The sequence below is a fragment of the Pseudomonas sp. GCEP-101 genome (assembly GCF_025133575.1).
In the GTDB taxonomy this organism is placed as follows: Bacteria; Pseudomonadota; Gammaproteobacteria; order Pseudomonadales; family Pseudomonadaceae; genus Pseudomonas; species Pseudomonas nitroreducens_B.
Genome location: NZ_CP104011.1, coordinates 982,045 through 1,001,876, shown reverse-complemented (window position 1 = coordinate 1,001,876; position 19,832 = coordinate 982,045). Strand labels below are relative to the sequence as shown.

Sequence of the window (19,832 nt, the reverse complement as noted above, 5' to 3'; positions counted from 1 at the left end):
TCAGGGACTGGCAGGCGCCTGCCAGGCGTCTTGGCGCGTGAGTTTCCAGGCGTAACCCGCCAGGACCAGCGCGCGCAACAACATGAAGCATAAAAAGGTTAGCCACAATCCGTGATTTCCCCAGCCTTGCAGGGCCAGGCCCAGCGGCAGGCTGGCGGCGCAGGCCAGCAGCATGGCGTTGCGCATCTCGCGGGCGCGGGTGGCGCCGATGAACAGACCGTCGAGCAGGTAGCTCCACATGCCGATCAGCGGCAAGCAGGCCAGATAGGGCAGGTACTGGTCGGCGGTGGAGCGCACGTCCGGGATATCGCTCTGCAGGGCGATGAACAGGTGCCCGAAGAGGCTGAAGAAGGCCACGAACAGCAGGCTGGCGATCAGCGACCAGCCGCAGGCGACCACCAGCGAGCGGCGCAGGGCGGTGCGGTCGCGGCCGCCGATGGCGTGCCCGCACAGCGCCTCCACGGCATGGGCCAGGCCGTCGAGGGCGTAGGCGGTCACCATCAGCCCGTTGAGCAGCAGGGCGTTGGCCGCCACCGTGGCATCGCCCAGGCGCGTACCCTGCACGGTGAGCAGGAAGAACACGCCCTGCAGCGCCAGGCTACGGATGAAGATGTCGCGGTTGACCATCAGCAGCGGTCGCCAGTTGGCCCAGGCGCGCAGCCGCGACCAGTCTGGCAGGCCGGGGTAACGCCTGAGCGCACCACGGGTCAGCGCCAGGCCCAGCAGGGCGCCGCCCCATTCGGCCGTCACCGCGGCCTTCGCCGCGCCGGCCACGCCCCAGCCCAGGCCCATGACGAACCACAGGCTGAGCACGATGTTGATGAGGTTGGTGGTCAGCAGGATCGCCAGCGGCGCGCGGGCGTTCTGCGTGCCGAGGAACCAGCCGACCAGCGCGTAGGTGGCGAGCGCCGCCGGCAGGCCGAACAGGCGGATATGGAAGAACTCGCGGGCCAGCGCATCCAGCTCGGCGGACGGGCGCATCAGTGCCAGTGCCGGGCCGGTCAGCGGTATCGCCAGCAGGCCGAGCAGCAGCGCCAGGCCCAGCGCCAGCAGCAGGCCCTGGCCCAGGATGCGCCGTAGCGTGCCGCCATCGCTACGCCCGGCGGCCTGGGCGGCGAAACCGGTGGTGCCCATGCGCAGGAAGCCCAGCACTCCCACGAGTAGGGTATAGAGACCCCCGCCGACCGCCACGGCGCCAAGCTGATGGGCGTGCGGCAGGTGACCGATCACCGCGCTGTCCACCAGGGTGACCAGCGGCACGGAAACGTTGGAGAGGATCATCGGCGCGGCGAGCGCCCAGACGCGGCGGTGGGTCGGCGAGTGCCGCCAGGCTTCGAGCAGGGAATTCATGCGGGGCTCCTGAACAGGCCCGCAGTATAGCGAGCCAGGTCAGACGCGGGCGCCACCTGCAGGAGCGAGGGTGGCCATCGTTAGCGCTCGCGAGCCTGCCAGGCGGGGTGCCATTGGATTCGCGAGCAAGGGTTAGGCGCCCCTCGGTCCTGACCAGAGCCACCCATAACGGCGCTTTCCCCCGACGGATCGGCGCTCAGACGGTCTTCTTGCGGTACGCGCAGTAGCCGGGGCGCGGGCCGACCTGCGGGTGGTTGCGGCAGGTGTCCGGGCGCTTGGCGTAGATGGTGCAGAGGCGGGTCCTGGCGTCGAGGAAGTAGCAGTCGCCGTTGCTGCTGCGGGTCAGGGTGAAGATGCCGCTCTTCTGGTTGAAGCGCTCGACGATGCCTTCCTTGAGCAAACGCTTGGCGATGTTCTTCGCCGGCTCGTCGCGCTCGAACTCGTCGACGACGCCGATACGGATCAGGTCGTTGACCTTCACTTCCGCCGGCATGGTGCAGCAGGTGGCGTTGCAGTCCTTGCACAGGCCCGAGGTGTACTTGGCCCAGGTTTCCAGGCGGTCCAGCTCGGCGTTGGCGATCAGCGGTGGTTTTCTCATGGCGGCAAGTCGGGGCGGTAGCGCGAAGGCGCGCATCATAGTGGGCGGCGCGTAGATTTGCGCGGCCTTTCGATGAACTGCAGGGGCTTACAGGGCGGCGATGCCGCCGTGGTTGCGCAGGTACTCCTTGAATGTCGGGTAGCAGAGCACGAACCAGGGCGTGAAACGCTCCGGGTGAGCCGCCATTTCGGCTTCCAGATCGGGCAGGGTGATGTAACGGAAGTCGTCGGCTTCCTCGGGGTCGGGGCGCGGCGGCTGGTCGTCGACGGCGCCGAACAGATGGCCGTACTCGTGCTCGGTCATGCCGTTGGCCAGTTCCAGGCGGTAGCTGAACTCGAACAGCTTGTGCAGTTCGACCTGTACGCCCATCTCCTCGCGCAGCCGGCGTTCGGCGGCGTGGCGCGCGGATTCGTCCGGGTATGGGTGGCCGCAGCAGGTATTGCTCCACAGTCCGCCGCAGTGGTACTTGGCCGCCGCGCGGCGCTGCAGCAGCAGTTCGCCGGCGCGGTTGAACACGTACACGGAAATCGCGCGATGACGCAGGCCGAGATGGTGGGCCTGGTGTTTCTCCATCGTGCCGGTCGGGTTGTCGTGTTCGTCGACCAGGATCACCTGGATATCGGTCATGGATTTCTCCTGCGAGCGAGCTGCCCCTGCTCAGCGTAGACGGAGGGCCGTCAGCCCTTGCGGATCATCCAGATGCCGACGGCGATGGCGGCCATGCCGGCGACCTTCAGGGTGCTCACCGGTGCTTCCTTGAAGCCGGCCCAGCCGAAGTGGTCCAGCGCCAGGGCCATGCCGAGCTGGCCGGCGAGCACCAGCACCATGAACATCAGCGCGCCGACGCGCGGGGCGGCAAAGGCGGCGATGAAGATGAAGAACATCCCCAGGAAGCCCCCGCACCACTGCCACCAGGGCATCCCGCGCATCGCCGCGAGGCTGGGAAACTCGCGGTTGGCCAGGGTCAGCGCGAGCAAACCGAGCACGCCGACGAAGAAGGAAATCAGCGCGGCGGCGAGCACGCTCGACACCTGCTTGGCCAACTGGCCGTTGATGCCGGCCTGCAACGGCAGGCAGGCGCCGGCGATCAGCGGCAGGACGAACATCCACCAGGGCGGCGTAGGCATGGGAAACTCCGAAAAAAGGTCTGAAGGCCGAGCCGCGATGTGCTGGCCGGCGGTCGATCGAGAATAGTCAGCCGCGTAGTATGCACCAGACCGGCGCATCGCTCCCGCCCCGATGGAGGTCCCGACCATGGCCACCCGCGCGTCCCGTACCCTGAGTGTCCGTATCGAGCGGCCTCGGGACATCGCCTACGACTTCCTCGCCGACCCGAAGAACTTCCCTTACTGGGCCTCCGGCCTGTGCAGCGCCATAGAGCCGCTGGAAGGCCAGCTCTGGCTCGCGCAGACACCCCAGGGGCCGATGCGGGTGCGCTTCTCGCCGCGCAACACCTTCGGTGTGCTCGACCACGACGTCCTGCCCGAGCAGGCGCCCGCCATCCACATTCCGCTGCGGCTGATCGCCAACGGCGACGGCTGCGAACTGCAACTCACCCTCCTGCGCCAGCCACAGATGGACGACGCCACCTTCGAGCGCGATGCGCAATGGGTGGAGCGCGATCTGCAGGCGATCAAGGTGTTGCTGGAGTCGTGATATCGCGCCTTGCCTGTAGTAACGGGCCATGCCCGTGATCGCGGGCATGGCCCGCTCCTACAGGTTTACAGAGGAATCGACCCTGTAGGAGCGAGCTTGCTCGCGAACAGTTTCCCTGGACGCTGCGGCGCTGGGCGGTTCGCGAGCAAGCTCGCTCCTACAAAAAGCCTTACAACCGGGCGGCGAGTTCGGCGCCCTCGCGGATCGCCCGCTTGGCGTCCAGCTCGCGTGCCACGCTGGCGCCGCCGATGACGTGGTAGCGCAGGTTCTGCGCCGCCAGGGTCGGCTGCAGTTCCAGCAGCGGCTCCTGGCCGGCGCAGATCACCACGTTGTCCACCGCCAGGCACTGCACCTGGCCGTCGATGCGCAGGTGCAGGCCGTCGTCGTCGATGCGCAGGTATTCCACGCCGCCGATCATCCGCACACCGTGGTGCTTGAGGTGCGCGCGGTGCACCCAGCCGCTGGTCTTGCCCAACCCGGCGCCCGGTTGCCCGGCCTTGCGTTGCAGCAGCCAGAGTTGCCGGCGCGGTGCGGCGACCACGGGCGGGATCAGCCCGCCAGGCGTGGCATTGTCCAGGTCGATGCCCCATTGGCCGAGCCACTCGCCCAGCGGTTGTGGCCCTTCGCGGTCGGCGAGCAGGAAACTGGCGACGTCGAAACCGATGCCGCCGGCGCCGATCAGCGCGACCTTCTCGCCCACCGGCGCGCCCTGCAGCACGTCGAGGTAGCTGAGCACCCTGGCGTGGCCGATCCCCGGGATCGACGGCGTACGCGGCTGGATACCGGTGGCGACTATCACCTCGTCGTACTCGCCGCTCAGTTCGCCGCGCCGGATACGCCGGCCCAGTTGCACCTCGACACCCAGTTCGGCCAGGCGCACGGCGAAGTAGCGCAGCGTCTCGTGGAATTCTTCCTTGCCCGGCACGCGCTTGGCCAGGTTGAACTGGCCACCGATCTCCAAGGCGGCCTCGAACAGCGTCACCCGGTGGCCGCGCTCGGCGGCGACGCAGGCGGCGGACAACCCGGCCGGCCCGGCGCCGATCACCGCGATGCGCTTGTGCACGCGTGCCTTGCGGTAGCGCAGCTCGGTCTCAAAGGCCGCGCGCGGGTTGACCAGGCAGCTGGCGCGGCGGTTGGCGAAGGCGTGGTCCAGGCAGGCCTGGTTGCAGGCGATGCAGGTGTTGATCGACGCGGCGCGGCCGGCGGCGGCCTTCTCCACGAACTGCGGGTCGGCCAGCAGCGGCCGGGCCATGGAAACGAGGTCGGCATGACCCTCGGCGAGCACGTGTTCGGCAACCTCCGGCGTATTGATGCGGTTGCTGGCGATCACCGGTACCCGCAGCTCGCGGCGCAGGCGCGCGCTGACCTCGGCGAAGGCGGCGCGCGGCACCGAGGTGACGATGGTCGGCACCCGTGATTCATGCCAGCCGACGCCGGTGTTGAGCAGGTCGATGCCGGCGCCTTCCAGGGCCCGCGCAACGGTGCGGACTTCGTCCCAGCTGTTGCCGCCGTCCACCAAGTCCAGCAGCGACAGGCGATAACTGATGACGAAGCGCTCGCCCAGCGCGCGACGGGTGCGGCGGACGATCTCCAGCGGCAGGCGCATGCGGTTGCCCAGGTCGCCGCCCCAGCGGTCGTCGCGCTGGTTGGTGCGCGGGCAGAGGAACTGGTTCAGCAGGTAGCCTTCGCTGCCCATGATTTCCACGCCATCGTAGCCGGCGGCGTGGGCGAGCTTCGCGCAGCGCACGAAGGCGGCGATGGTGCGCAGGATGCCGCGCTCGGACAGCTCGCGGGGGGCGAACCAACTGATCGGCGATTTCACCGCCGAGGCCGACACCACCAATGGGTGATAGCCGTAGCGCCCGGCGTGGAGGATCTGCAGCAGGATGCGCCCGCCTTCGCGGTGCACCGCCTGGGTCAGGCGCCGGTGCGCGGGCACCTGCAGGCCGCTGGTCAGGCTGCTGCCCAGCGGCAGCAGCCAGCCCTCGCGGTTGGGCGCAAAGCCGCCGGTGATGATCAGCCCGACGCCGCCGCGCGCGCGCTCGCGGTAGTAGGCGGCGAGTTTGCCGAAGTCCCACAGGCGGTCTTCCAGCCCGGTGTGCATCGACCCCATCACCACGCGATTGCGCAGCTGGAAGTGGCCCAGGTCGAGCGGGGCGAGCAGGTGAGGGTAGGGCGAGGCGGCGGACGACATGGAGGCGCTCTTGGGCAATCAGGTCCTGCCACCCTAATCGGCCGGCGGTGGGTCGGTTAACGGCCCGGCTGCCGGGCCGTTCGGGCATTTCGGTCAAGCGCTCCACGTTGACAGCCGCGCCACAGGTTCCAGACTCAAGGTTATGCCGGGGCTGCCACGCCCGGATCGCAGGCTGAAGTGACGGAGGACGTCATGAAAGCGACCAGAAGAAGACACGCGCGCCATTACCTGCTCGCTGCCCTCATCGGCCTGGCCCTGCTCGGGCTGCACGAAACCCTGCACCCGGATCGGCAGCACGCCTCCTGCCAGCCCGACGGCGACCGACTCTCCTGCAGCTACCCGCCAACCGCCCATTTGGGGGTACTCGGCAGCACGTTCTAGTGGCGTACTGACGCGCGTCAATGCGCCGCAAATCCCCCGCGGGCATGGTCTGCCCCGCTCAAAGCTGGCGCATTGCGCCCGCTTGGCTATCTTTTAAGCAGCAAGGGTCCGGCCATGTCCCGGACGTACGCTGCCTGATCAGGAGACGCACGATGGATATGAACCGTCGGCAATTTTTCAAGGTCTGCGCCGTGGGCCTTGGAGGATCGAGCCTGGCGGCACTCGGGATGGCACCCCCGGATGCATTCGCCGACCAGATCCGCCACTTCAAGCTTGCGCGCACCGTCGAGACCCGCAACACCTGCCCCTACTGCTCGGTGGGTTGCGGCATCCTCATGTACAGCCAGGGTGATGCGGCGAAGAACGTCGCCCAGAACATCATCCACATCGAGGGCGATTCCGATCACCCGGTCAACCGCGGCACCCTCTGCCCCAAAGGCGCAGGCCTGTTGGACTTCGTCCACAGCCCCAACCGCCTGAAGTATCCGCAGGTTCGCGAAGCCGGCTCCTCGGAGTGGAAACGCATCGGCTGGGACGAGGCGCTGGACCGCATCGCCAAGCTGGTGAAGGAAGACCGCGACGCCAACTTCATCGAGAAGAACGACCAGGGCCAGACGGTGAACCGCTGGCTGACCACCGGCTTCCTCGCCGCGTCGGCGTCTTCCAACGAAGCGGGCTACATCACCCACAAGGTGGTTCGTTCCCTCGGCCTGCTGGCGTTCGATAACCAAGCGCGTGTCTGACACGGCCCGACGGTGGCAAGTCTTGCCCCGACGTTTGGCCGTGGAGCCATGACCAACCATTGGACCGACATCAAGAATGCCGATCTGATTCTGATCATGGGCGGAAACGCCGCCGAAGCGCACCCGTGCGGCTTCAAGTGGGTGACCGAAGCCAAGGCGCACAACAAGGCGCGCCTGCTGGTGGTCGACCCGCGATTCACCCGTTCCGCGTCGGTGGCCGACTACTACGCGCCCATCCGCACCGGCACGGATATCGCCTTCCTCGGCGGTCTGATCAACTACCTGCTGGAAAACGACAAGTACCAGAAGGAGTACGTGCACAACTACACCGACGTCTCCTTCATCGTGAAGGAAGGCTTCGGCTTCGAGGACGGTCTGTTCAACGGCTACGACGCCGAGAAGCGCACCTACCCGGACAAGTCTTCCTGGCAGTACGAGCTGGGCGAGGACGGCTTCGCCAAGGTCGACCCGACCCTGACGCACCCGCGCTGCGTGTTCAACCTGATGAAGCAGCACTACAGCCGCTATACGCCGGATGTGGTGAGCAACATCTGCGGCACGCCCAAGGACATGATGCTCAAGGTGTGGGAGGAGATTTCCACCACGGCGGCGCCGACCAAGGTCATGACCATCATGTACGCCCTGGGCTGGACCCAGCACTCGGTGGGCGCGCAGATGATCCGCACCGGCGCGATGGTCCAGTTGCTGCTGGGCAACATCGGCATGCCCGGCGGCGGCATGAACGCCCTGCGCGGCCACTCCAACATCCAGGGCCTCACCGACCTGGGGCTGCTGTCCAACTCGCTGCCCGGCTACCTGACCCTGGGCATGGACGCGGAGCAGGACTACAACGCCTACATCACCAAGCGCACCAGCAAGCCGCTGCGGCCGGGGCAACTGTCCTACTGGCAGAACTACCCGAAATTCCACGTCAGCCTGATGAAATCCTGGTTCGGCAAATCCGCCACCAAGGACAACAACTGGTGCTACGACTGGCTGCCCAAGCTGGACATGCCCGGCGCCGGCTACGACGTGCTGCGCTACTTCGACATGATGTACCAGGGCAAGGTCAACGGTTACTTCTGCCAGGGCTTCAACCCCATCGCCTCCTTCCCCAACAAGGCCAAGGTCAGCGCCGCGCTGGCCAAGCTTAAGTGGATGGTGGTGATGGACCCGCTGGCCACCGAGACCAGCGAGTTCTGGCGCAACGCCGGCGAGCACAACGACGTCGACACCCAGGCCATCCAGACCACGGTGTTCCGCCTGCCCACCAGTTGCTTCGCCGAGGAGGACGGCTCCATCGTCAACTCCGGGCGCTGGCTGCAATGGCACTGGAAGGGCGCCGAGCCGCCGGGCGAGGCGCGTACCGACATCGCCATCATGAGCGGCCTGCTGCACCGCCTGCGCGAGGCCTATCGCAAGGACGGCGGCAAGTTCCCCGACCCGATCCTGGGGCTCGACTGGCCGTACCTGACGCCCGATGAGCCGACGCCTGAGGAGATCGCCAAGGAGTACAACGGCAAGGCGCTGGCCGACCTGGTCGACCCGAACAACGGCATGGTCCTGGCGAAGGCCGGCGAGCAGTTGCCCGGCTTCGCGTTGTTGCGCGACGACGGCAGCACCGCCAGCGGCTGCTGGATCTTCGCCGGCTCGTGGACGCAACTGGGCAACCAGATGGCCCGCCGCGACAACAGCGACCCCTACGCCATGGGCCAGACCCTCGGCTGGGCCTGGGCATGGCCGGCCAACCGGCGCATCCTCTACAACCGCGCCTCGGCCGACCCCAGCGGCAAGCCCTGGGACCCGGTGAAGAAGCGCCTGGTGTGGTGGAACGGCAAGGCCTGGGGCGGCACCGACGTGCCCGACTACAAGGCCGACGTCCCGCCGGAAGCGGGGATGAACCCGTTCATCATGAACCCCGAAGGCGTGGCGCGTTTCTTCGCCGTCGACAAGATGGCCGAGGGGCCGTTCCCCGAGCACTACGAGCCGTTCGAGACGCCGATTGGCGTCAACCCGCTGCACAAGAACCCGCAGGCGATCAGCAGCCCGGCGGCGCGGGTGTTCAAGAACGACATGGAGCTGTTCGGCAAGGCCGACGAGTTCCCCTACGCCGCGACCACCTACCGGCTCACCGAGCACTTCCACTTCTGGACCAAGCATTGCCGTCTGAATGCCATCGTCCAGCCGGAGCAGTTCGTCGAGATCGGCGAGGCGCTGGCCAAGGAGATCGGCATCAAGGCCGGCGACCGCGTGAAGGTCTCGTCCAACCGTGGCTACATCAAGGCGGTGGCGGTGGTGACCAAGCGCATCCGTCCGCTGCAGGTCAACGGCAAGACCGTGCATCACGTCGGCATCCCCCTGCACTGGGGCTTCTCCGGCGTGGCGCGCAACGGCTACCTGACCAACACCCTGACGCCCTTCGTGGGCGACGGGAATACGCAGACGCCGGAGTTCAAGTCCTTCCTCGTCAACGTGGAAAAGGCGTGAGGTGACGCATGAGTAGTCAAGACATCTACGCCCGCTCCGCCACGACCCTGCCGTCACCCTCGGTGCGGCACGAGCAGGAAGTGGCCAAGCTGATCGACGTGTCCAAGTGCATCGGCTGCAAGGCCTGCCAGGTCGCCTGCTCGGAATGGAACGAGCTGCGCGACGAGGTGGGCCACAACCATGGGGTCTACGACAACCCCATCGACCTCACGGACCAGTCCTGGACGGTCATGCGCTTCACCGAGCACGAGAACCCGGCCGGCAACCTGGAGTGGCTGATCCGCAAGGACGGCTGCATGCACTGCGAGGAACCGGGCTGCCTGAAGGCCTGCCCGAGCCCCGGCGCCATCGTGAAGTACGCCAACGGTATCGTCGACTTCAACCAGGACCACTGCATCGGCTGCGGCTACTGCATCACCGGCTGCCCGTTCAACATCCCGCGCATCTCGCAGAAGGACCACAAGGCGTACAAGTGCACCCTGTGTTCCGATCGCGTGGCGGTGGGCATGGAGCCGGCCTGCGTGAAGACCTGCCCGACCGGCGCCATCGTCTTCGGCACCAAGGAGGACATGAAGGAGCACGCCGCCGAGCGCATCGAGGACCTGAAATCCCGCGGCTTCGAGCACGCCGGCCTGTATGACCCCGAAGGCGTGGGCGGCACCCACGTCATGTACGTGCTGCACCACAACGACCAGCCCTCGCTGTACGCCGGCCTGCCCGACAAGCCGGCCATCAGCCCCATGGTCAGCCTGTGGAAAGGCCTCACCAAACCCCTGGGCCTGCTGGCCATGGCGGGCGTGGTGCTGGCCGGGTTCTTCCACTACACCCGCGTCGGCCCCAACCGGGTGGAGGAGGACGAGGAAGACCGGCCCGATCCGCAGGCGCCGGTGCACAAGGTCGACCCGGCGGTGCATGACTATGATCCGCGCAATCCACGCTGATCGCCCTCGCCATACTGCCCCCTCTTCCCTCAGGGAGAGGGCTGGGGAGAGGGTGCTTGCAAGCTCTCCCAGGAGCCGAGCATGAAAAAAGATATCCAACGCTACAACGCCAACGAACGGAGCAACCACTGGATGGTGGCCATTCTGTTCTTCCTCGCCGGCCTCTCGGGGCTGGCGCTGTTCCACCCGGCCATGTTCTGGTTGACCAACCTGTTTGGCGGCGGCCCTTGGACGCGCGTCCTGCACCCTTTCCTCGGGGTGGCGATGTTCCTGTTCTTCATGGGGCTGGTGATCCGCTTCGCCCACCACAACCTGGTGGAGAAGCGCGACGTGCAATGGCTCAGGCAATGGCGCGACGTGGTGACCAACCGCGAGGAAAACCTCCCGGAAGTCGGCCGCTACAACGCCGGGCAGAAGCTGCTGTTCTGGACCCTGCTGCTGTGCATGCTGGTGCTGCTGGTGACCGGTTTCGTGATGTGGCGTGCCTACTTCAGCCACCTCTTCGGCATCGACCTGATCCGCCTCGCCACGTTGCTGCATGCCTTCGCCGCCTTCGTGCTCATCTGCAGCATCCTGGTGCACATCTATGCCGGCCTCTGGGTGAAGGGCTCGATGGGCGCCATGCTCTATGGCTGGGTCAGCCGCGGTTGGGCGCGCAAGCACCACGCGGCGTGGCTGAAGGACGTGGACAAGGGCAAGGGGCACTGACGCACGACGTAATCGCCGGCTGACGCCAGTGCTACAGCCAGCACGAACCATCCCCTCTCCCTTCAGGGAGAGGGCCAGGGAGAGGGGCTCTCCAGGCCCCGCTTCACACCCAACAAGGAGTCCTGCGTGTCAGGCCGAATTCTCGAACCCGGGCAGATCGAAGCTGCCGCCAACATCCCCCCACTGTTCAACCTGCCGTCCCCCGACCTGTTCTCCCGCCGCGCCGCGCGCCTGCGTGACCTGGCGCCGGGCAATCCGCTGCAGGGCTACCTCGAACTGATCGCCGGCGTCTGCGATACCCAGCAGGCGCTGCTCGACCGCAAGTTGTTCCTGCCCACGCCGGACGCCGCGGCCCTGGCCCGCAGCCGCGAACACCGCATGCCGCCGCTGGCCTATGAGGTACTGGTGCGCGAAGGCGCTTGGCTGCCGCTGCTGGACGCCTTCCTCGATGCTTACGAAGCCGTCGCCAACCCGGCCGTGGCCGAGGCGCTGAACACCCTGCGCAACGCCGACTCCGGACAGCGCAAGGGCTGGGCGCTGGGACTGCTCAACGGCCAGTTCGACCTGTTGCCGCCGGCGCTGGTGCCTTTCCTCGGCGCCGTGCTGCAGGTCGCCTTCAGCCAGTGGCTGCTGCAACTGCCCGACGACACCCTGGCGGAAACCGACAGCCAGACCCTCTGCCCGGCCTGCGGCGCGCCGCCGGTGGCGGGGATGATCCGCAGCCAGGGCAAGCATGCCGGGCTGCGTTACCTGTCCTGCTCGCTGTGCTCCTGCGAATGGCACTACGTGCGGGTGAAATGCAGCCACTGTGCGGAGAGCAAGGGCCTGGCCTATTACTCGCTGCAGCGCGACGGCGTTGCCAGCGACCAGGCGCCACTCAAGGCCGAGACCTGCCCCGGCTGCCAGTCCTACCTCAAGCAGTTCTACCTGCAGCACGACAAGCACGCCGAGGCCCAGGCGGACGACCTCGCCAGCCTCGCGCTGGACATCCGCCTCGCCGAGGACGGCTACCTGCGCAGCGCGCCGAACCTCCTGCTGGCCCCAGGCGGCTCTTCGTAGGATGTGGTGGAGCGAAGCGATACCCATGCTGTCGCGACACTGGGCTTGATGGGTATCGCTGCGCTCCACCCATCCTACAAAGGCCTAACCACGTAGGGCGCATAACGCGGAACGCGTTATCCGCCGCCTTCACGTCGAGGCAGCTGCGGATAACCGCGCGCGGTGATTCGCCCTACACTGACTCCAGCCAACGTCCCAGCACAAGGTTCGTCCATGACCTCGGTACGCCTGCCCTCCATCGACCGCCTGCTGCGCAGCCCGGCCTGCCAGCCGCTGCAGCAACGCTATGGCCGCGAGGCCCTGCTCAAGACCCTGCGCGACCTGCTCGACGAATTGCGCGAACCCGCGCGCCGTGGCCAGCTGGCCGCCGTCGAACTGGAAGAATCGGTACTCGCCGGCCGCGCCGGCGAACGCCTCGCCGCACACCACGCCAGCCGGGTGCGCCGGGTGTTCAACCTCACCGGTACCGTGCTGCACACCAACCTCGGCCGCGCCCTGCTGCCCGAGGAAGCGATCGAAGCCATTACCCTGGCTGCACGCTACCCGCTCAACCTCGAATTCGACCTGGCCACCGGCAAGCGCGGCGACCGCGATGACCTCATCACCGGGCTGATCCGCGAACTGACCGGCGCCGAAGCCGTCACCGTGGTCAACAACAATGCCGCCGCCGTGCTGCTGGCGCTCAACAGCCTGGGCGCGCGCAAGGAAGGGATCATTTCCCGTGGCGAGCTGATCGAGATCGGCGGCGCCTTCCGCATCCCCGACATCATGTCCCGCGCGGGCGTGAAGCTGGTCGAGGTCGGCACCACCAACCGCACCCACGCCAAGGACTACGAGGCCGCCATCGGCCCGCGCGCCGGCCTGTTGATGCGCGTGCACACCAGCAATTACAGCGTGCAGGGCTTCACCGCCAGCGTCGCCACCCCGCAGCTGGCACAGATCGCCCACGCCCATGGCCTGCCGCTGCTGGAGGACCTGGGCAGCGGCACCCTGGTCGACCTCACCCGCTGGGGTCTGCCCAAGGAGCCGACGGTGCAGGAAGCCCTACGCGACGGCGCCGACATCGTCACCTTCAGCGGCGACAAGCTGCTCGGTGGTCCGCAGGCCGGGCTGATCCTCGGCAGCCGGGAGCTGATCGGGCGGATCAAGAAGAACCCGCTCAAGCGCGCCCTGCGCGTGGACAAGCTGACCCTCGCCGCGCTGGAGGCCGTGCTCAACCTCTACCGCGACCCGGACCGCTTGGCCGAGCGCCTCACCAGCCTGCGCCTGCTCAGTCGCCCGCAGGCCGACATCCGCGTCCAGGCCCAGCGACTGGCTCCCGCCCTCGCAACGCTGCTGGGTGGGCGCTGGAGCGTCAGCGCCGTGGATGCCTTAGGGATGATCGGCAGCGGCGCCCAGCCGGTCGCGCGGCTGCCCAGCGCCGCGCTGTGCCTGCGCCCGAACCAGCCCAAGCGCCAGCGCGGCCGCGCGCTGCTGGACCTGGAAGAGCGTCTGCGCTGCCTGCCGATCCCGGTGCTCGGCCGCATCGATGACGACGCGCTGTGGCTCGACCTGCGCCAGCTCGACGACGAACCCGGCTTCGTCGCGCAACTGCCGCTGCTGGCCGAGGACGACGCGTGATCGTTGGCACCGCCGGGCACATCGACCACGGCAAGACATCCCTGCTGCGCGCACTCACCGGCATCGCCGGCGACCGCCGCCCGGCCGAGCGCGAGCGCGGCATCACCATCGACCTCGGTTACGTCTATGCCGACCTCGGCGATGGCGCGCTCACCGGATTCATCGACGTGCCCGGGCACGAGCGCTTCGTCCACAACATGCTCGCCGGCGCCAGCGGTATCGACCTGGTGCTGCTGGTCGTGGCTGCCGACGACGGCGTGATGCCGCAAACCCGCGAACACCTCGCCATCGTCCAGTTGCTCGGCATCCGTCGCGCCATCGTTGCGCTGACCAAGGCCGACCGTGTGCCGGGCGAACGGGTGGAGCACACTGCGGCGCAGGTGCGCGAACTGTTGGCGCAAGGGCCCTTCGCCGACGCGCCGATCTTCCCGGTGTCCAGCGTCAGCGGCGAGGGAGTCGAGGCGTTGCGTACAGCCCTCGCCGATGCCGCCCGCCAGATCCAGGAGCGCGCCGCAACCGGTGGATTCCGCCTGGCCGTGGACCGCGCCTTCAGTGTCAGCGGCGCTGGCGTCGTCGTCACCGGGACGGCCTTCGCCGGCACCGTGAACGTCGGCGATGAATTGCTGCTGGGTAATGCCGGCCGCCGTGTTCGCGTGCGCGGCCTGCACGCGCAGAACCGCGAAGCGCAGCAGGCCCACGCCGGCCAGCGCGTGGCGGTGAACATCGCTGGCGAGCGCCTGAACCTCGAACAGATTCACCGCGGCGACTGGCTGATCGCTGGCGAACTGCATGCGCCCACCACGCGCCTCGATATCGACCTGTGCCTGCTGCCCGGCGAAACCCGCGCCTTCGTCCACTGGACGCCGGTGCATGTCCACCTCGGCGCGCAGGACGTCACCGGGCGCGTGGCGTTGCTCGAAGGCGAACGCCTGCAACCCGGCGAGCGCGCCTTCGCCCAACTGGTGCTGAATGCACCCAGCCACGCCGTGCAGGGCGACCATCTCGTGCTGCGCGACCAGTCCGCGCAACGCACCCTGGGCGGCGGTCGTGTGCTCGACCCCTTCGCACCCGCGCGCAATCGGCGTAGTCCGGAACGTCTGGAACAGTTGCGTGCCCTGCAAGGCGACAGCCTGGAAAGCGCCTTGCCGACGCTGCTGGCCCACGCCAGCAACGGCCTCGATCCGGCGCTGCTGGCGCGGCAGTTCAACCGCCCCCGCGGGGGCTGGCAACTGCTCGATGAGCTGGTTGAAATCGACACCCGGCTCGGTGCGCGGCTGTTCGCCGCCGAGCGCTGGTCCTCGCTGCAACGGCAACTGCTCGACGCCTTGCAGCGCTTCCACGGCGAAGCTCCCGACGAACTCGGCCCCGACCGCGATCGCCTGCGCCGCTACGCCTTCTCGGCGCTGGAGCGCCCGGTCTTCATCGCCCTGCTGGAAAGCCTGCTGGCTGCCGGCAAGGTGCACAGCAGTGGCCCCTGGCTGCACCTGCCGGACCACCGCGTCCAACTGGTCGACGCGGACAAACGATTGCGCGAACGCCTCTGGCCGCTACTGCTGGCCGGCGCCTTCGACCCGCCCTGGGTACGCGACCTCGCCCGCGAGCTGGGCGCGGAGGAGGGCGACGTGCGCCTGCTGCTGCGCAAGCTCGCCCGCCTCGGCCAACTGCACCAGGTGGTGAAGGACCTGTTCTACCCGGAATCCACCCTGCGCCAACTCGCCGACCACGCCCTGCGTCTGCACGCCGAAGCCGGCCTGATCCGCGCCGCCGCCTTCCGCGACCGCATCGGCATCGGCCGCAAGCGCTGCATCCAGCTGCTGGAATACTTCGACCGTATCGGCTTCACCCGCCGCTTCGGCAACGAGCGGCGCATCAGGGAGGATTCGGCGCTGGCGCAACCCACAACGGAAGAAGCTTCCTGACATCTGGTCGGAAGCGGATTTCGTGGCAAAGGGGGAATCGCCTACAGTAGGCCGGGTATAGACGAGGTATATACCTTTTCACTACTAGGTGACCCCCATGAGCAAAGAAGCCGTATTCACCATGAAGCTCGAACCCGAGTTGCGCGCCGAGTTCATGGCCGCGGCCGAGGCGGCTCACCGCCCTGCATCCCAGGTGATGCGCGAGCTGATGCGCGACTTCATTCGCCAACAGCGCCAGGCCCAGGACTACGACGAGTACCTGCAGGCGAAGGTCGACGCTGGACGCGCTTCGATGGTCGCAGGAGATGGGCACTCCGACGATGAAGTCGAGAGCGCCTTCGCGGCGTTAAGAGCCAGGGCGACTGCGCGTAAATGAAGGCGTTCTGGACGCGGGACGCCCAGCAGGATCGCTTCGATATCTGGGATTACCTCGCTTCCGAAAACCCCGACGCTGCCGCACGGATGGACATCCTGTTCAGCGCAACCGTCGCCAAGCTCAAGCGCTTCCCGATGATGGGCAAACCCGGCCGAATTGCCGGCACGCGGGAAGTGTTCCCTCACGAAAGTTACCGGCTCGTCTATCAGATCGAGGCGGACGCAGTGTGGATCCTCGCCCTGGTTCACACGGCCAGAGCATGGCCGCCCCTTCGGGTTGGATGACCGCCGCGGTCAATGCCGCCGTCGCGCTGATCGATGTGCGCAACCGACCACTGACGAAATTTTCTGAACTCCGGTGCCGCGCACCCTTCGATAGTCCTGTTCACTATCAGGGAGTGGGTCCAATGAGTTCGTGGCTGATTCTGCTGTTCATCGCCGTCACCCTGATCGCCGTGGTGCTGGACCTGGGCCGGCGCTAGCGTTGCGGCAATACCCGGTCGACCCGTTGCACGAGGTAGTCGTAGAACGGGTTGGATGTCACCCGCTGGAACAGGTCCAGCCCGACGATCAGCACCCCGCGCTCGCCGCGGGGCGTCAGCGTGCCCAGGTGGATGCCGAAGTCTTCGTGGGTATCCGGGTGCTGGCCATAGAGCGCGTCGTCGGGCGGGAAGGGCAGCGCGACGTGGGAGAGGGAAAACAGGTCCGGGGGGTAGTCCGCCGCCAGCGCCTGGCTGGCCTGCTGCTGGCTGTGGGCGGGGGTGTGCAGGGCCAGGGCCTGGCTGCTCTGCGGGCTGTTGGAGATCACCGTCAGGTCATAGTTGCGCTGCCCTTCGGGCAGCAGGCGCTCGCCGAGGGTGGCCATTTCCGGGCGCAGCAGCGGGCCGTAGTTCAGCGAGCGGTTGAGGTCGAACAGCACCAGTTCGCTGCCGTTGTCCGGCAGGCGGTCGTACAGGTTGCCGATCACCGCCGGGGTACTCACGGTGCTGTCGGCCAGGGACTGGAAAGTCAGGATCGGTGGCAGGCGCGCCAGGCTGCCATTGCGGCTGGCGCTCTCCAGACTTGCCTGCACGGCATCGGTCAGCTCCACGGTCTGCCGCGCCGCGGCGATGGGGAAGGAGTTGTACTTGAACGGGTTGAACTCCGGCAGCACGTTCAGCCACGCCGCCTTGGCGAAGGCCGGCAGTAGCGCCGGCAAGCCGGCCAGCCCGGCGAACTGCGCGTAGCGGGTGACGCCGATCATCGGCGAGATGAGCACCAGTTGCCTGGGCATCGCCAGGCGCGGGTCATCCAGCGCATCCAGGCTGTACTTCATCGCCAGCGCGCCGCCGTTGGAGAAGCCCACCATCAGCAGCGGTGCTCCCTCGGGCAATTGCGCCGTGGCTTCGCGCACGGCCAGCCGGGTGGCGGCCATCCAGTCTTCCCAGTCCGCGTCGGTGAGCCCGGCCGGCACCGTGCCGTGACCGGGCATGCGGATGGCGATCACCACGAAGCCCTGTTGCCGCAGGTGCTCCCCCAGGTGGCGCAGGCTATAGGGCGAGTCGGTCAGCCCATGCAGCAGCACCGCTGCGCCGCGCACCTCGCCGGCGGGGCGCAGTTCATAGGAGCGGTTCCAGTCGGTGGCGAAATGGCCGGGGTAGACGGCGCTCTGGTCGAAGTAGCGGTTGTAGGCGACGCGTTCGAACGGCTGCAGGCTCGCTGCCATTTCCGTGCGCATGGCACGCATCAGCTGTTCTTCGGCGGCCAGGTAGCCGGCCCAGTCGGTGCGGTCGATCGCGTCGCTGTGCAGGTCGTCCGGGACCCAGGTGTGCCAGGGCTCCAGTGGCGGGATGTTGCGCAGCGCGGCGACCCGCAGGCCCAGCGCCAGTACGGCAATGGCGAGGAGGATGATGGCCAGCCAGAGCAGCGCCCTGGTGAGTTTTGCGTTCAGCATGGGGGTCCCTTGTCAGCGTGCGGGACAAGCATAGAGCCCTTGCGCCGCGACGTCCGCTCGGCGATCAAAGCGCCGCGACGGCCTCGACATAGGCGGGATTGCCGACTCCCACCTGAGCCCAGACGGGACGCGTTTCATTGCCCTGGCGGTCGTACTGCTCGTCCGCGTCCCACAGGGTGATGATCTGCCCCGGGAACAGGTATTCGCTGGCGGTGAAGGCGTGCGCGCCGGAGTCGTCGGCCGAGGCGATCCGCGCGAACAGGTCGCCGGCCTCCAGCGCGAACACATCCACGCCCTGATAGCGGGCCAGGTAGCGCTCGCTTTGCGACAGGCCGATGAACCAGATGCGCCCGTGCTCGTCGCACTCGGTCTGGATCGCCGCCTGGCAGAAGTAATCCGTGGGCCCGTTGGACGATTCCAGCGGGAAGCCGATGGCCGCCAGCGCATCCTGCGCGACCGCACGCGCGTCGCCGAGACAGACCGGGCCGATGCCCTGGTGGGGAGAAATATCGAGGATGGGTAGAGTGGGCTTCATGCCATGGCGCTCCCTGGCTTACTGTTAGCGAGGTTAGAGTATGGATCGCCAGTTTGCCGGCATTTTCTCGCGCATCGATGCCTGTTGCTGCGCTCGGGTAGCGGGCGCGATGGCGCGCTGCGGCATCGCTGCGCTGGCATCCGCCATGGCAATAGTGGCAACATCCGGACTCCCGTTTTTGCCGCTGCGCTCTGCCAGCTGGCGTCTGACCAGGGAAGGCAATCACGCCCGGTGGCGTGGCCGGGCTTCAAACCCGGTGGGGGACGGCAGCCGTTCCTGGGTGAGTTCGACTCTCACTGCCTTCCGCCAAACCCTCTCCCGTCGACATTTTCCTGTACATACGCTCGCACCACCTGGCCGTCTAAGCTGAGCGGGACGAACCGGCAGGAGGTGCGCATGGTCAGGCTGGATTTGTTCACCGAAGAACACCTGGAAGTGAGCGACCTGTGGCGCTGGCAGGAAGATGCGCGCGAGGATGCCTTCCTGGTGCCCTTGGAAGCGGCGGCCGCGCCTGAGAGCGCGACACTGCTGGTGAGGGCGCTGTTGCGGCTGCCGGTGGGGAGGACGCTGCAGGGGCTGCTGGCGTATGACCCATGCGGGCAGGACGTCCACGCCGTGCAGGTGCTGATCGGTCGGCAGTGTTTTACCTTCAACAAGTACCTCCCGGAGGCGTCCTTCGAGGAGGTGCTGGCGCTGGCCGATCACCTGGGGGTTGGTACCGGCGGGGTACTGCCGCTGCGTTACAGCGTGGTGCGGGACGCGCTGGCGCTTCAGGACGGGCAGTTCACGTTGTGGCTGAGCGGTGGGTCCTAGCGTCGCTTCTGTTTCCATCGGCGGGCAGTGGCGTGTGCGGCCAACGGCTGTAATCGTCTGCTGCCGGGCCTGCGTTTTGCCGGTCCGCACCGCAGCTCCCGCGGTTCGCGAGCAAGCTCGCTCCTACAGGGAGCTTGGCGTATACCGGCACGATCAAGTGGAAAGGCGGGGAGCGTTTCTCAAGCAGGCTCCCCATCCTGGATGACGGCTGCGCCTTGAAGAACTGGCGGTGTCCGCGATCACGCGGTGTCACTGCCCCCACATCATCCGCTGTTGCTGCGCCGAATAATCGTCGCTTTGCAGGCGCACGCGGGTGGGCTGGCGTTCGAGATTGTCTTCGCCGAAGGACTCGCGCACCGGCGATTCGATGGCGCTGAAGTGATTGAAGTGCGGGGAGTCGGCGCAGCCGACCAGGGTGAAGCAGGCGAAGGTGACCACGGAAAGTTTGAGCATGGGACTTCCTCCTGAGGGGAGCCCCGAGCTTCGGCCGGGTGGATTAACGGCGGATTAACGCGCGGCG

The 19,832-nt window shown here is 67.4% G+C and carries 20 protein-coding genes and 1 tRNA gene; 13 read left to right on the top strand and 8 right to left on the bottom strand.

Going from position 1 to position 19,832, the window contains the following annotated elements:
• From N0B71_RS04660 to N0B71_RS04645, 4 genes are all read right to left on the bottom strand, one after another.
• On the bottom strand, window positions 1-1,350 hold the full coding sequence (locus tag N0B71_RS04660) for an MATE family efflux transporter (RefSeq protein WP_259757537.1): 1,350 nt from the start codon (window positions 1,348-1,350) through the stop codon (window positions 1-3).
• Window positions 1,351-1,546: 196 nt separating this feature from the next.
• Window positions 1,547-1,948: a YkgJ family cysteine cluster protein gene (locus tag N0B71_RS04655; protein WP_259757536.1), complete on the bottom strand. Its 402-nt coding sequence runs from the start codon at window positions 1,946-1,948 to the stop codon at window positions 1,547-1,549.
• A gap of 87 nt (window positions 1,949-2,035) precedes the next feature.
• On the bottom strand, window positions 2,036-2,575 hold the full coding sequence (gene idi / locus N0B71_RS04650) for an isopentenyl-diphosphate Delta-isomerase (protein WP_259757535.1): 540 nt from the start codon (window positions 2,573-2,575) through the stop codon (window positions 2,036-2,038).
• 50 nt (window positions 2,576-2,625) lie between these two features.
• Window positions 2,626-3,075, bottom strand: coding sequence for a DMT family transporter (locus N0B71_RS04645; RefSeq protein WP_259757534.1), 450 nt, complete (start codon window positions 3,073-3,075; stop codon window positions 2,626-2,628).
• A 127-nt stretch (window positions 3,076-3,202) separates the two neighbouring features.
• Here N0B71_RS04645 and N0B71_RS04640 point away from each other — a divergent pair, with 127 nt between their 5' ends.
• The gene (locus N0B71_RS04640; protein WP_017520597.1) at window positions 3,203-3,604 is read left to right on the top strand and encodes a hypothetical protein; all 402 of its coding nucleotides are present in this window, start codon (window positions 3,203-3,205) and stop codon (window positions 3,602-3,604) included.
• 169 nt (window positions 3,605-3,773) lie between these two features.
• On the opposite strand, the gene N0B71_RS04635 is transcribed toward N0B71_RS04640, so the two are convergent.
• Window positions 3,774-5,798 carry an NADPH-dependent 2,4-dienoyl-CoA reductase gene (locus tag N0B71_RS04635; RefSeq protein ID WP_259757533.1) on the bottom strand — a complete coding sequence of 675 codons (2,025 nt, stop codon included), beginning with the start codon at window positions 5,796-5,798 and terminating at the stop codon, window positions 3,774-3,776.
• A gap of 192 nt (window positions 5,799-5,990) precedes the next feature.
• Between N0B71_RS04635 and N0B71_RS04630 the strand changes: the two genes are divergently transcribed.
• The 10 genes from N0B71_RS04630 to N0B71_RS04585 all read left to right on the top strand — a co-directional run bounded on the left by N0B71_RS04630 (window position 5,991) and on the right by N0B71_RS04585 (window position 16,513).
• Window positions 5,991-6,179 (top strand): hypothetical protein, encoded by a 189-nt coding sequence (locus tag N0B71_RS04630; RefSeq protein ID WP_259757532.1) that lies wholly within the window; start codon window positions 5,991-5,993, stop codon window positions 6,177-6,179.
• 152 nt (window positions 6,180-6,331) lie between these two features.
• Window positions 6,332-9,409, top strand: coding sequence for a formate dehydrogenase-N subunit alpha (fdnG, locus tag N0B71_RS04625; RefSeq protein WP_259757531.1), 3,078 nt, complete (start codon window positions 6,332-6,334; stop codon window positions 9,407-9,409).
• Between the two features lie 8 nt (window positions 9,410-9,417).
• Complete coding sequence (fdxH, locus tag N0B71_RS04620) at window positions 9,418-10,350, top strand: formate dehydrogenase subunit beta (protein ID WP_259757530.1); 933 nt, start codon at window positions 9,418-9,420, stop codon at window positions 10,348-10,350.
• Between the two features lie 81 nt (window positions 10,351-10,431).
• Window positions 10,432-11,058 carry a formate dehydrogenase subunit gamma gene (locus tag N0B71_RS04615; RefSeq protein ID WP_259757529.1) on the top strand — a complete coding sequence of 209 codons (627 nt, stop codon included), beginning with the start codon at window positions 10,432-10,434 and terminating at the stop codon, window positions 11,056-11,058.
• A gap of 126 nt (window positions 11,059-11,184) precedes the next feature.
• Window positions 11,185-12,117 carry a formate dehydrogenase accessory protein FdhE gene (fdhE, locus tag N0B71_RS04610; RefSeq protein ID WP_259757528.1) on the top strand — a complete coding sequence of 311 codons (933 nt, stop codon included), beginning with the start codon at window positions 11,185-11,187 and terminating at the stop codon, window positions 12,115-12,117.
• 213 nt (window positions 12,118-12,330) lie between these two features.
• The gene (gene selA / locus N0B71_RS04605) at window positions 12,331-13,737 is read left to right on the top strand and encodes an L-seryl-tRNA(Sec) selenium transferase (protein ID WP_259757527.1); all 1,407 of its coding nucleotides are present in this window, start codon (window positions 12,331-12,333) and stop codon (window positions 13,735-13,737) included.
• Entirely contained in the window at window positions 13,734-15,656 is a 1,923-nt protein-coding gene (selB, locus tag N0B71_RS04600) for a selenocysteine-specific translation elongation factor (protein WP_259757526.1), read from the top strand. The genes selA and selB overlap by 4 nt, the downstream gene beginning before the upstream one ends.
• Before the next feature lie 97 nt (window positions 15,657-15,753).
• Window positions 15,754-16,032, top strand: a complete 279-nt coding sequence (locus tag N0B71_RS04595; RefSeq protein WP_259757525.1) for an antitoxin of toxin-antitoxin stability system — start codon at window positions 15,754-15,756, stop codon at window positions 16,030-16,032.
• Entirely contained in the window at window positions 16,029-16,316 is a 288-nt protein-coding gene (locus N0B71_RS04590) for a type II toxin-antitoxin system RelE/ParE family toxin (RefSeq protein ID WP_259757523.1), read from the top strand. Before N0B71_RS04595 ends, N0B71_RS04590 begins: the two co-directional genes overlap by 4 nt.
• Window positions 16,292-16,513 (top strand): hypothetical protein, encoded by a 222-nt coding sequence (locus N0B71_RS04585; protein ID WP_259757522.1) that lies wholly within the window; start codon window positions 16,292-16,294, stop codon window positions 16,511-16,513. The genes N0B71_RS04590 and N0B71_RS04585 overlap by 25 nt, the downstream gene beginning before the upstream one ends.
• Here the strand turns inward: N0B71_RS04585 and N0B71_RS04580 are convergent.
• Window positions 16,510-17,964 (bottom strand): alpha/beta hydrolase, encoded by a 1,455-nt coding sequence (locus N0B71_RS04580; protein WP_259757521.1) that lies wholly within the window; start codon window positions 17,962-17,964, stop codon window positions 16,510-16,512. The two genes, N0B71_RS04585 and N0B71_RS04580, sit on opposite strands and share 4 nt — an antisense overlap.
• 64 nt (window positions 17,965-18,028) lie before the next feature.
• Window positions 18,029-18,499 carry a hypothetical protein gene (locus N0B71_RS04575; protein ID WP_259757520.1) on the bottom strand — a complete coding sequence of 157 codons (471 nt, stop codon included), beginning with the start codon at window positions 18,497-18,499 and terminating at the stop codon, window positions 18,029-18,031.
• Window positions 18,500-18,712: 213 nt separating this feature from the next.
• On the opposite strand from N0B71_RS04575, the gene N0B71_RS04570 reads away from it, so the two are divergent.
• Together N0B71_RS04570 and N0B71_RS04565 are read left to right on the top strand one after the other, a co-directional pair.
• Window positions 18,713-18,808: transfer RNA gene (locus N0B71_RS04570), tRNA-Sec, on the top strand.
• 87 nt (window positions 18,809-18,895) lie between these two features.
• Entirely contained in the window at window positions 18,896-19,312 is a 417-nt protein-coding gene (locus N0B71_RS04565; RefSeq protein ID WP_259757519.1) for a hypothetical protein, read from the top strand.
• Between the two features lie 249 nt (window positions 19,313-19,561).
• Here the strand turns inward: N0B71_RS04565 and N0B71_RS04560 are convergent, their stop codons facing one another.
• Window positions 19,562-19,765: a hypothetical protein gene (locus N0B71_RS04560; RefSeq protein WP_259757518.1), complete on the bottom strand. Its 204-nt coding sequence runs from the start codon at window positions 19,763-19,765 to the stop codon at window positions 19,562-19,564.
• Window positions 19,766-19,832 lie beyond the last annotated feature (67 nt).